Raw genomic sequence first — 12163 nt, forward strand, 5'->3', positions numbered from 1 at the left:
GCCTCCGTGCGGGGTCAATGGGTGGCCACGGCGCGCCCGGCCGTGTCGAACAGAAAGGCATGGCCTTCTTCCGGCGCGAAGCCGATGGCGCTGCCCTGCGCCAGCGCGTGGCGCGCCTCGCCGTGCAGCTTGATGGCCACCGCATGCGGGCTATCTTCAAGCGTCGCGTGGATGATCTGCGCATCGCCCAGCTGCTCGATCAGGGTGACCGTGGCCCCGTAGCCTTCATTGCGCGGCACCAGGCGCAGGTGTTCGGGACGTATGCCGACCTGCATGCCCGCCTCGCCCCCAAGCTGGCTGGCCAGGGCCGGGACGGCGGCGCACGGCAAAAAGTTCATGCGCAAGGCGCCGATGAAACCGGCCACGAACTGGCTGGCCGGATGGCGGTACAGGGCCAACGGCGCCCCCACCTGCTCCAGATGGCCGCCGTGGAAAACGGCGACCCTGTCACCCAGGGTCATGGCCTCGACCTGGTCGTGGGTGACGTAGATCATCGTCGTGCCCAGTTCCTGGTGCAGCTTGGCCAGCTCGATGCGCGTCTGCACGCGCAGCGAGGCGTCGAGGTTCGACAGCGGCTCGTCAAATAAAAACACCTTGGGCTGGCGCACGATGGAGCGGCCGATGGCCACACGCTGGCGCTCGCCGCCGGACAAGGCCTTGGGTTTGCGGTCGAGCAGGTGCGTGATCTGCAAAATCTCGGCCACCTTGCCGACGGCGGCGCGCACCTCGGCGTCCCCCTTGCCGGCCAATTTGAGGGCAAAGCCCATGTTGTCGCGCGCCGTCATGTGCGGATACAGGGCGTAGCTCTGGAAGACCATGGCGATGCCCCGCTCGGCCGGCGCCACGTCGTTGGCCAGCAGGTCGCCGATGCGCAACTGGCCCGCGCTGATGTCTTCCAGTCCCGCGATCATGCGCAGCAGGGTTGATTTACCGCAACCGGACGGTCCCACGAAGACCATGAATTCGCCGTCATGGATATCGAGGTCCAGGCCCTTGACGATTTCCGGGCCGTCGCCGTAGGTCTTGCGGATGCCGCGCAGGGAAATGGCGGCCATGTCAGTGCTCCCCGGCCAGGGCGGCAGCGTGGGACGCGCGCTGCGCGGCGATGAAGTCGCGGTACCACAGGGCGCTGTCCTTGAAGCTGCGCTGCTGCGTGGCGTAGTCGACGTACAGCATGCCGAAGCGCTTGGCGTAGCCGGAGTTCCACTCGAAGTTGTCCATCAGGCTCCAGTAGAAATACCCGCGCACGTCGATGCCCTGCGCGATCACGGCGCGCAAGGCGTCCAGGTGCAGCCGCACATACTCGATGCGCGCCGCGTCATGGATCTTGCCGCCGACAGGCTTGTCGGCCACGGCCATGCCGTTTTCCGTGATGTAGACGGGCGGCAGCCGGTATTCACGGTGCAGGCCCACGAGCAGTTCCGTCAAACCTTGCGGATAGGTTTCCCAGCCCATGTCGTTGACACCGAGCTTGCATTCGGGCTTGCGCGGCGGCGTCTCGGCGCTCATGTAAGCGCGCGTGTAGTAGTTCACGCCGAGGAAATCGATAGGCTGTTTGATATCTATGAAATCGTTTTCAAAGATGGCCAAAGCAGAAGCGTCGGCGTGTTTCAGGGCCAGCGCCGGGTAGCGGCCCTTGAAGATGGCGTCCATATACCACTGCACCGAGCGCGCATATTCGAGTTCGGCCAGTTCGCGGTCCTGGGCGCTGTCGGTGGCCGGCGTGGCCGTCCATTGATTGAGCACGATGCCCAGTTTCGCGGGCGCGTTCACCGTGCGCATCGCCTGCATGGCCAGGCCGTGCGACAGCAGCAGGTGGTGCGACACTTGCACGGCGGCGGCCGGGTCGGCCATGCCGGGCGCGAACTGGCCCGTGCCGTGGCCCAACACGGCCGTGCACCACGGCTCGTTATGGGTGGCGATGCTGGCGACCCTGTGGCCGAAGCGGCGCGCCACCTCGGCCGCATAGGCGGCGAAGTGATAGCAGGTGGCGCGATTGAGCCAGCCGCCCTCGTCCTGCAAGGCTTGCGGCAAGTCCCAGTGGTACAGGGTCAGATGCGCGTCGAGGCCCTTGGCGGCCAGCGCGTCGAGCAGGCGGGAGTAAAAATCAAAGCCGGCCTCGTTCCAGGCGCCCGAACCCGTCGGCTGCACGCGCGACCAGGACATGGAAAAGCGGTAGGCGTTTACGCCCAGGCTGGCGATCAGCTCCACGTCCCCGGCGTAGCGGTGATAGTGGTCGCAAGCCACGTCGCCATTGCTGCCGTCGATGATCTTGCCGTCCGTGTGGCTGAAGGTATCCCAGATGGACGGGCCGCGGCCGTCGATGGCGGCGGCGCCCTCGATCTGGTAGGCGCTGGTGGCCACGCCCCAGGTGAACGTGGCGGGGAAGTTGGTGTCGATGTCGTCGTTATGCATGGTGGTCATGTCAGTGTGAGGGGTTGAGATAAATGTGTGGATCAGCCTTTGACGGCGCCCTGGGTCAAGCCTTCAATTAAACGCTTGGAGGCGACAAAAAACATCAGCAGCAGCGGCAGCACGGCGATGGCGGCGCCCGTCATCAGCGCGCCCCACTCCGTGTTGTTCGGCGCCTGCATGCTGCGCAGGGCCAGCGGGATCGTGTAGTTCTCGACCGAGCGCATGACCACCAGCGGCGTGATGAAATTGTTCCACGAGTTGATGAAGGTGATCAGGCCCAGGGTGCCCATGGCGGGGCCGATCAGCGGCAGCACGACTCTCCAGTAGATGGCGAATTCGCCGCAGCCGTCGATGCGCGCCGCCTCGATCAGGTCCTTCGGGATGGCCGTGCCGATGTACTGGCGCATCAGGAAAATCCCCAGCGCGCCGGCCGCTCCCGGCACGTACAGGGCGCGCGGCTGGTCCAGCCATCCGAGGAAATCCATCAGCATGAAGGTGGGAATCATGTTCATGAACGACGGGATGATCATCGACGCCATCACCAGGGTGAACAGGGGCCGCTTGAAGCGAAATTCGTACGTGGCGAACGCATAGCCGCCCAGCGAGCAAAAGAACAGGGTCAGCGCCGTCGTCATCAGCGCCACGTACAGGCTGATGCCGATATTGCGCCAGAACGGCAGGCGCTCCTGCAGCAGTTCCAGGTTGTTCAGCAGGGCCGTGCCGAACCAGCGCGGCGGCGGCAGGCTGTAGATCTCGGCGCTCGTGTGCGTGGCGAAGACGAACATGAAGTAGAACGGCGCGACCATGATCAGGGCGCCGATGGCCACCATGGCATAGGCCGTCCAGCGCGTGGTTTTCATCGTGCCTCCTTGCGTTCTTGACGTTCATTGCGGCCGAAGATGCGGTTGTTGACCCAGGTGGTGCTGGCGATGATGAGGAACAGCAGCCAGGAAATGGCCGACGCCGTGCCGAAGTCGCCCGAGGAAAACGCCGTCTTGTAGACGAAGATGGCCGTCGTCATCACCGACTGGCTCACGCCGCTCGATTCGGCCACCAGCACAAACGGCTCCTCGAACAGCTGCAGGTTGCCCATGATGGTGAGGGTCACGGCCAGGTAGATCATGGGGCGCAGCTGCGGCAGGGTGATGTACCAGAATTGCTGGCGTGTCGAGGCGCCGTCGATGGTGGCCGCCTCGTATAGATCCTTCGGTATCACCTGCAGCGCGGACAGGTACAGCACCAGGTTCCAGCCCAGGTAGCGCCAGAAAATCACGAAGGCGACGGCCGGCTTGATGAACAGCGAGCTGCCCAGCCAGTCGATGGACTCCGACGGGAACAGGCTTCCCACCAGCGGCAGGCTGGCGCACCATTGGAGCAGCACATTGATCTGGCCATAGTCGCGCGAGAACAGGGTGTTGAAGACCATGGCGATGGCCACGCTGGAGGTGATGAATGGTAAAAAGTAAATGCCGATCACCAGGTTGCGCGAGCGCTTGAAGCTGTTGTGGATGAACGCTGCCAGCGGAATGGCCACCAGGTGCTGCGGCACGCCCGAGGCCAGCGCCAGCCAGGCGGTATTGCCCAGCGAGCGCAAAAACCACGGGTCGCTCAAGGCATATTTGTAGTTGTCCAGGCCCACCCACTGCATGGCTTCCACGCCGCTGGCCGCTTCCCACTGGTTGAACGACAAATAGATGGAAAACAGCAGCGGGAACAGGCTGAAGACGGCGAACAGGATGAAGAAGGGGCTGATGAAAATATACGGCGCCCATTTTTTCATGTTGAAGCGCTTTCGTGCCGGCCGCGCCGAGACGGGCGCGCCTTGCGCCAGCGATGCGGAAGGTACGCTCATGGCCGGCTCCCCGTTTGATCAATATCAAGAGTCATGCTGCTTCCTAGCGCCGCGCGCGGTGGGTGATCAGGGCCTTGGCGTCGGCCAGCGCCGTCTTGATATCCTTGTTTTGCGCCAGCACGCTTTCCAGTTCCATATTGACGATGTCGCGCGCCACGGCGTCGAACTTGTCGACGCGGATGACGGGAATCTTCGCCGCCGTGTCGCGTGCCAGCAGGCGCGTCTTCTGGCCGCCGAAGTACGCTTGCGGCTCGTCCATCATCGGGTCCGCATATGCCGCTTTCAGGGCCGGGAAGGCGCCGATCTCTTTCAGCGAGTGCAGCTGGATATCCTTGTTGACGGTCATGAACTTGATGAATTCCCAGGCCTGGGTTTTATTCGCCGCCTTTTTCGGGATGCCGTAGAAGGAGCCGCCGTACGACGCCAGCGCACCGGCCGGCAGGTTGGCCGCGCGCCACTGGCCCTTCGAATCGGGCGCCAGCCATTTCGCCAGGTGGCCGCTGAGCCAGGAACCCATCATCTGGCTGGCCACCTTGTCGCGTTTAAAACCTTCGGCCCACTCGCCCGTCCAGGCCACGGCGCGCGCGTCGATGCCAGCGATCCTGGCCGCCTTGGCCAGCTCGAAGGCCTTGACGAAGCGGGACGAGTCGACCAGCACCTGCCCCTTGTCGCCAAAGTAAATGCCTTCGCCATCCTTCAGATTGGCGCGGATAACGATGTCGGCCAGGTCGCTGGCGCCGGCCAGCAGATAGGTGCCGGTGGCGGCCTTGAGCTTCTTGCCGGCGGCGATGTAGGACTCCCATGAAGCCGTCAAGTCGGCTTCCTTGATGCCCGCCTTGTCCATCAGGTCCTTGCGGTAGAACAAAGTACCCGGTCCCAGGTCGGCCGGCATGGCGCCCAGCGTGCCGCGCGAACTGGTGGCCTGCACGAAGGTGAACGGCACGAACTGGGCGCGGTACTGCCCTGCCCCGTATGGCGGCTGCAGCAAGTCTTCCATGCCCTTCGATTCGGCGAAGCTGCCGACATAGCGGAAATCGATGGCCATTACGTCGGGCAGGCGCGCGCCGGCCGCCAGTGCCGTCGTCATCGAGTTATGGTGGTCGTCGATCTGCAGGCTGACCAGCTTGACCTTCACTTGCGGGTACAGCTTTTCCCACAGGGGCAAGGCCGTCTTGACGGCGCGGTCCAGGTCGGGAAACGAAGCGACGGTGATCGTAGCGGGGGCCAGCGCCGGCACAGGCGACGCGACCGCGGGGACGGCGGCGGGCGCGGCGGCCACGCTGGCGGCCAGGGTCAGCGCGGCCAGGGGGGCGGCGCCAAGGATGCTTGACTTCATTATTTCATCTCCGATTATTGAGCGTCTTCTATCTTGAAAACGTTTTCACAACATGTGTCCATTTAACACCGCAAAGAAAATCAAGTCAACCGAAAAAGTTGTCATTTTTATTGACGGTGGTGTGGCAAGCTGCACGCCGTGGCGCGTGTTCTCCTATGAAAAAGCGCAAAAATTCGTCATTTGAGCCGCCGTTGTTTTTTGTGAAAACGTTTTCAAGCGTGGGTCGGATTAGCGGGGCCGCCGAGGCGTTTCAACGCGTAATCCGACGTGCACGGCCAACAATATGTCGGGTTACGCCCTGCGGGCTAACCCGACCTACCCCGACCTACAGCCCCCGCGGCCATTTATGGTAATCTTTCGATGAAAAGGTTTTCAGAGCACTGACGACCAGCCATCTTGATATCCAGGAACCGCCTTGAACGATAGCGCCCACGCTGCTCCCCCTTCCACCCTGCTCGACGTCGCCCGCCAGGCCGGCGTGTCGCCCAGCACCGTGTCGCGCATCCTGAACGGCACGGCCAGGGTGTCCGACGACAAGCGCGACGCCGTGCTGGCGGCCATCGCGCACATGAAATTCGCACCGAACCAGATGGCGCAGGGGCTGAAAAAGGGGCGCTCGATGACCATCGGCATCGTGGTGCAGGATATTTCCAGCCCCTTCTTCGACGAAAGCCTGCGCGGCGTGGACGACGGGCTGAAGGACACGGGCTATGCGTCCGTCATCGTCAGCGGGCACTGGAATGCGCAGGAAGAGGCGGACCGCATCCGTTTGCTGCTGGCGAGAAAGGTCGACGGCATCATCCTGCTGTCGGGGCGCATCTCGGACGAGAGCGTGCTCGATTTCTCGCAGCAGCGGCCCATCGTCTCGACGGGCCGCCTGCTGGCCACGAAAAGCGCCATCGGCTTCAAGCTCGACAACGAATACGGCGCCTACCTGGCCGTGCGCCACTTGATCGAACTGGGCCACCGGCGCATCGCGTTTGTCGCCGGCCCCGCCAACAACACGGATGCGGCCGAGCGCCTGACGGGCTACCAGCGCGCGCTGCGCGAAGCGGATATCGCCATCGACCCGAAACTGATGGTGGAGGGCGATTTCCACGAGGCCAGCGGGATGCTGGCCATGAACCACTTGTTTGATACGCAGCAGCAATTCAGCGCCGTCTTTGCCGCGAATGACCTGTCCGCCTATGGCGTGCGCCTGTGCCTGTACCGCAAGGGCATCCGCGTGCCCGACGATATTTCGCTGGTGGGCTTCGATGACTTGCCCGGCTCGTCCTACACGACGCCGCCCCTGACGACCATCCACCAGCCCCTGTACGACATCGGCCGCATCGCCACCGAAGCGCTGCTGGGCCTGATCAATGGCGAAGCCGTGCAGGCAGCCATTCCACCGCTGGAACTGATTGTCAGGGAAACCACGCGGCGCATCAGATAGCGCCCGCGGCGGGGAACACGGCACCCGATTCAGGCTGAACGAGAATCACTACGCCAGCGGCATCCGCAACGCGTGCCGGAATCTGCAGCAATGGCGCATCCGCTTTACAATAGTGGCTCGTTCAGCAAGAATGCCTGCTTCAAGCAAGCTTGGCTCAACCCTCCGGCCGCAGGCCGGTAGACTCCGAATACTCACCACAAAGGGACATCACATGGAACATACTCTGCCACCACTGCCGTATGAAATGGACGCTCTGGCGCCGCATATTTCGAAAGAAACCCTGGAATACCACTATGCCAAGCATCACCAGGCGTATGTCACCAACTTGAACAACCTGATCAAGGGTACCGAGTTCGAGAACCTGTCGCTGGAAGACATCATCAAGAAATCGTCGGGCGGCATCTTCAACAATGCGGCGCAAGTATGGAACCACACCTTCTACTGGAACGGCATGAAGCCGGCCGGCGGCGGCGCACCTACGGGTGCCGTGGCTGACGCGATCAACGCCAAATGGTCGTCGTTCGACAAGTTCAAGGAAGAATTCACCAAATCGTGCGTGGGCAACTTCGGTTCGGGCTGGACCTGGCTGGTGCAAAAAGCCGACGGTTCCGTCGACATCGTCAACACCTCGAACGCCGGCTGCCCGCTGACCACCGGCGACAAGCCGCTGCTGACCTGCGACGTCTGGGAACACGCCTACTACATCGACTACCGCAACCTGCGCGCCAAGTACGTGGAAACGTTCTGGGGCCTGGTCAACTGGGACTTCGTTGCCAAGAACTTCGCGTAAGCGGTTCCTGACAACGTAAAACGGACGCGCCCGCGGCCTGCGCCGCAGTAACCCGTCTTGAAAAAAAGCCTGTGCTTGCGAGCGCGGGCTTTTTTTATGTCCCTACGGAAAGCGCATGCTCGCTGCCTCCCGTCAACCGAACCGGTGCCACAGCAGGAGTGTTATAAGATGCGCAAGAGCTTCGTTCCTCCATGCGCCCTGCCCTCTCCTACTTGCTGAAAGAAAACAATGAAAAAATTCATGCTTGCCCTGCTCGTCCTTGCCTCCGGCTCCGCCTTCGCCAATTCCGCCTGCGACACGCCGCGCAATGACTTCGACGGCCTGTATTGCCTCAACAAGGTGTACCAGGAAGCTGACAAGGAACTCAACGCCAGCTACAAGACACTCGCCGCCAAGCTCGATGCCGGCGGCAAACAAAAACTGAAATCAGGCCAGCTGGCGTGGATAGCCAACCGCAACGACACCTGCTCCAAACGCGAATCGTCGGGCTTCTATGTCAACCTCGACTGCGCCACCAAGACCACCATCGAGCGCGCGCAATTCCTGCAGGACCGCGTGCGCGAATGCGTCAGCGCCGGCTGCCAGAACAGCAAACTGTGATGTAACTCTGCGCCAGCGCAAACGGAAGCGGGCGGCAAGCGCCCATACTGGCCGCTCCGATGTCTTCCCCGTTTTTGCCATGAGCAAACTCATCGACATTCCCCTGCACGACTGGGACGCCAGCGGCAGCGCCGCGCAGCAGGCGGTGGCGCTGCAGGCGCTCGAAGATGGGCAGGTCGTGCTGCTGCCCCGCCTGGGTTTCACCCTGCAACAGGAAGAGCATGCGCTGCTCGACGGCGCTGTGGGTAGCGCCAGCAGCACAAAGAACATCAGCTGGGAACCGGCGCGCGGCGTGCGCGGCCAGGGCGATGCCTGCGATGCGGCCCTGCTGGCCGCGCTGATGCGGCGCTACGCGCGGCACACGCAGCGCTTGCTGGCCGGCTTGCTGCCCGGCTATGCTCCCCATCTGCAGCAAGGCAAGGGCAGCTTTCGCCCGGTGGAAATCGCCGGGCGCATCACCTCCTGGCGCAAGGACGATACGCGCCTGCATGTCGACAGCTTTCCCGCCTCGCCCACGCAGGGCCGGCGCATCCTGCGCGTCTTCACCAACATCCATCCGCGCGACGCGCCCCGCGTGTGGAAACTGGGCCCGCCATTCGAGCAGGTGGCGCAGCGTTTTCTACCCGTCGCGAAGCGTCCGCAGCCCGTGCTGGCGGCGCTGCTGCAATGGCTGCGCATCACAAAGTCGCGGCGCACGGCCTACGATCACTACATGCTGCAGCTGCACGACGCCATGAAGGCCGATCTCGATTACCAGGCGCGGGTGGAGCAGCACACCCACGCATTCGCGCCGGGCCAGACGTGGATCGTCTTCAGCGACGCCGTATCGCACGCGGCCCTGCGGGGACAGCATGCGCTGGAACAAACCTGGCTGCTGCCCGTGCCCGCCATGGCCGCGCCGCACAAGTCGCCGCTGGCCATCCTCGAGCGCCAGTTGCAACGTCCGCTGGCCTAGCCTGATTTGGTCTGGCCATGCCGCTGGCTCAGGCTCAGGCTCAGACTTAGGCTCAGGCCGGCAAGCGGGCCGCCTTGAAGCGCCGCCAGGCCTTGTGCATGCGGCCATCGGCGCCCTGCGCCTGCGCGCGCGCCGCCAAGTAGCCACGGATGAAGGCCGCGTGCAGCCGCAAGCCGTCCTGGGCGGGCACGTCAGCCTGGGCATCGGGCAATTGCTGCAGCAGCCGGTCGGCCACCTGCACATCGTTGAGCCAGCCCAGTTCATCCTGCAGCGCCGACAGCCGCCCCACATACGGTTTCACGGCGCGCGCGGCAAACAGCGAGGCAAAGAATTCCGTCGCATAGCGCGTCTTCTTGGCCGCGATGCGCACTTGATGGCGCTGCTGCGGCGTGGCATGCAGCAGGCGCTTGCCGCGCTTCATCAGGCGGCGCTGGTCCTTGCGCAGGGTAGCGCGGGCGAACGGGAACACGCGCGCGTCCAGGCGCCGCAATTGGCGCATGGAGCAACCGTCGCGCCAGGCGCGCGCCTGCAGCCAGCGCTGCAAGCCCAGCATGCAGGCCGTGTAGCGCGCCGAGGTGACGGCCTGGGCGGCTTGTACGTGCTTGAGCCGCGCCTGCGCGTGCGCCGCCTCGGCCAGCGCCGCCGCATCGGCCTGCGCCTCGCCATCGAGCTGCGCCAGAGTATTGCCAGCCAACACATCCCAGTCGCGCGCCTCGCCCAGCGCGCCGCCCAGCCAGTCGAGTTCGGCCTTCAAGGCGTCAGGCAAGGCCAGCAAGGTCTTGAACATGCCCAGCGCAGAGCGCAAACGGCGCAGTCCCACGCGCATCTGGTGCACGCTTTCCACATCCTCGCCCGCCGCCACGCCATCCTGGTTGCCGCTGACCTGTTCCAGGCAATTGTTGACGATGGCCAGGAACACTTGCTCCACCGACATCGCCGCGTCCAGCGCCAGCGGTTGCGCCTTGACGGCCCGCAGAGGCTGCGACGCCGCCAGCCGGTAACCGCGTTCCGCCTTGCTCATGTGGCCCAGCTGCAGCGGCACGTCCTGCAGCAGGGCCAGCGCCACGTCGAACAGGCTGGCCGCTTGCCCCTGCTTCAATTCCAGTTCGACCTCGCTGACGGGCACGCTGCGCGCGGCCCCGTCCGCGCCGCTTTCAATGACACCCTGGTCCAGCACGCATTCGATCTGGTCGCCCTGCGGCGTGCGCAACTGCCAGACGGTGCGCTCGATGCGCGTGGTAAACACGGGCTGCAAGGCGTCGCGGACGGCGTCCTGGCGCAGCAGCGCGCGGACGGGCTGCTTGCGGCCGATGGCCGAATCGAGCGCGGCGAGATCCGGCTGCGGCCCCGGCACGTCGCCCTCCCATTCGTGGCGGCTGTGCAAGCCGCCGTTGACGGTGCCGCCCGCCTTCAGGGTCTGTACCCAGTGCCCGTCCACCTGGCGCACGCGCAAGCCCGCATGGTGGCGGCACAACTGCAAATCGGGCGTATCGACATAGATATCGTGCATCTGCAGCAGCTGCACCTCTGCTTGCGCAGTCTGCGCCAGCAGCGGGTGGGCGCGCAGGCGGGACGCGTCCTCCGGCGCCAGCAGCAATTTCAATTCGATTTCCATGACCGCTCCTTGCGAGATTCCTCAACGCCCATTGTAAGGCGCGTCCGGCCGCGCGCAAGGATCACGCACGCACACCTTGATTTTGCGCGAAAATAGGCGATTCATTTACAAGGAGATGCCATGACCTACCATGCCGCCGAGAACCGCTACGACAGCATGCAATACCGCACGTGCGGGCGCAGCGGGCTGAAACTGCCGCTGCTGTCCCTGGGACTGTGGCACAACTTTGGCGACAGCAACAATTTGGCTTCGCAGCGCGACATGCTGCGTACGGCCTTCGACCTGGGCATCACGCATTTCGACCTGGCGAATAACTACGGCCCGCCGTATGGCAGCGCAGAAAGCAATTTCGGCAAGCTGCTGCGCGACGATTTTTTACCGTACCGCGATGAACTGATCATTTCCACCAAGGCAGGCTGGGACATGTGGCCGGGTCCGTATGGCCAGGGCGGCGGTTCGCGCAAATACGTGCTGGCCAGCCTGGACCAGAGCTTGCAGCGCCTGGGCCTCGATTACGTCGACATCTTTTACTCGCACCGCTACGACGCCGACACGCCGCTGGAAGAAACCATGGGCGCGCTGGCCACCGCTGTGCAGCAGGGCAAGGCGCTGTACGTGGGCCTGTCGTCGTATTCGCCGCAAAAGACGGCCGAGGCGGCCGCCCTGCTGAAGGAGTGGAAAGTGCCGTGCCTGATCCACCAGCCTGCCTACAATATGCTCAACCGCTGGATCGAGGAAGACGGCTTGCTCGATACCTTGCAGCAAGAAGGCATGGGTTGCATCACGTTCACGGCGCTGGCGCAGGGATTGCTCAGCGACAAATACCTGGACGGCGTGCCGCAGGATGCGCGCGTCAACCGCCCCGGCGGCGGCTCGCTGCTGCAACAGCACCTGAGCGCGGAAAACCTGGCCCGCGTGCGCGCGCTGAACCAGATCGCCGCGCAGCGGGGCCAGACCCTGGCGCAGATGGCGCTGGCCTGGGTGCTGCGCGATCCGCGCGTCACCTCGACCCTGATCGGCGCGAGCAGCAGCGCGCAAATCCGCGAAAACGTGGCAGCGCTGCAGCAATTGTCGTTCACGGCCGACGAGCTGGCCGCCATCGACGTGCAGGCACGCGAAGGCCATATCAATCTGTGGGAAGGCCCGTCGCGGGCCGTGTAAGGCG

General features: G+C 64.0%; 11 protein-coding genes. 5 read left to right on the forward strand and 6 right to left on the reverse strand.

Features of this window, described 5'->3' with window-relative positions; all coding sequences use genetic code 11:
- Positions 1-14 precede the first annotated feature (14 nt).
- From AC1RJW_RS12855 to AC1RJW_RS12875, 5 genes are read right to left on the reverse strand one after another with little or no spacing between them, the layout of a single operon-like run.
- Positions 15-1055, reverse strand: coding sequence for an ABC transporter ATP-binding protein (locus AC1RJW_RS12855; protein ID WP_493045267.1), 1041 nt, complete (start codon positions 1053-1055; stop codon positions 15-17).
- Between the two features lies 1 nt (position 1056).
- On the reverse strand, positions 1057-2424 hold the full coding sequence (locus AC1RJW_RS12860; protein ID WP_493045268.1) for a GH1 family beta-glucosidase: 1368 nt from the start codon (positions 2422-2424) through the stop codon (positions 1057-1059).
- 32 nt (positions 2425-2456) lie between these two features.
- The gene (locus AC1RJW_RS12865) at positions 2457-3275 is read right to left on the reverse strand and encodes a carbohydrate ABC transporter permease (protein ID WP_493045269.1); all 819 of its coding nucleotides are present in this window, start codon (positions 3273-3275) and stop codon (positions 2457-2459) included.
- A complete protein-coding gene (locus tag AC1RJW_RS12870) occupies positions 3272-4267 on the reverse strand; it encodes a carbohydrate ABC transporter permease (RefSeq protein WP_493045270.1) in 996 nt (331 codons plus the stop codon). Before AC1RJW_RS12870 ends, AC1RJW_RS12865 begins: the two co-directional genes overlap by 4 nt.
- A 43-nt stretch (positions 4268-4310) precedes the next feature.
- A complete protein-coding gene (locus tag AC1RJW_RS12875) occupies positions 4311-5603 on the reverse strand; it encodes an extracellular solute-binding protein (RefSeq protein ID WP_493045271.1) in 1293 nt (430 codons plus the stop codon).
- 415 nt (positions 5604-6018) lie between these two features.
- Between AC1RJW_RS12875 and AC1RJW_RS12880 the strand changes: the two genes are divergently transcribed.
- The 4 genes from AC1RJW_RS12880 (at position 6019) to kdoO (ending at position 9383) form a co-directional block, all read left to right on the forward strand.
- Positions 6019-7038 (forward strand): LacI family DNA-binding transcriptional regulator, encoded by a 1020-nt coding sequence (locus AC1RJW_RS12880; protein WP_493045272.1) that lies wholly within the window; start codon positions 6019-6021, stop codon positions 7036-7038.
- A gap of 211 nt (positions 7039-7249) precedes the next feature.
- Positions 7250-7828: a superoxide dismutase gene (locus AC1RJW_RS12885; protein WP_076567501.1), complete on the forward strand. Its 579-nt coding sequence runs from the start codon at positions 7250-7252 to the stop codon at positions 7826-7828.
- A 240-nt stretch (positions 7829-8068) separates the two neighbouring features.
- Complete coding sequence (locus tag AC1RJW_RS12890) at positions 8069-8428, forward strand: lysozyme inhibitor LprI family protein (protein ID WP_493045273.1); 360 nt, start codon at positions 8069-8071, stop codon at positions 8426-8428.
- A gap of 79 nt (positions 8429-8507) precedes the next feature.
- Positions 8508-9383: a Kdo hydroxylase KdoO gene (kdoO, locus tag AC1RJW_RS12895; RefSeq protein ID WP_493045274.1), complete on the forward strand. Its 876-nt coding sequence runs from the start codon at positions 8508-8510 to the stop codon at positions 9381-9383.
- Positions 9384-9435: 52 nt separating this feature from the next.
- Here kdoO and AC1RJW_RS12900 read toward each other — a convergent pair whose 3' ends face one another.
- On the reverse strand, positions 9436-10998 hold the full coding sequence (locus AC1RJW_RS12900; protein WP_493045275.1) for a CYTH and CHAD domain-containing protein: 1563 nt from the start codon (positions 10996-10998) through the stop codon (positions 9436-9438).
- Positions 10999-11118: 120 nt separating this feature from the next.
- Between AC1RJW_RS12900 and mgrA the strand changes: the two genes are divergently transcribed.
- Complete coding sequence (gene mgrA, locus AC1RJW_RS12905) at positions 11119-12159, forward strand: L-glyceraldehyde 3-phosphate reductase (RefSeq protein WP_493045276.1); 1041 nt, start codon at positions 11119-11121, stop codon at positions 12157-12159.
- Positions 12160-12163 lie beyond the last annotated feature (4 nt).

The sequence above is a fragment of the Janthinobacterium sp. GW822-FHT07A03 genome (genome assembly GCF_058798815.1).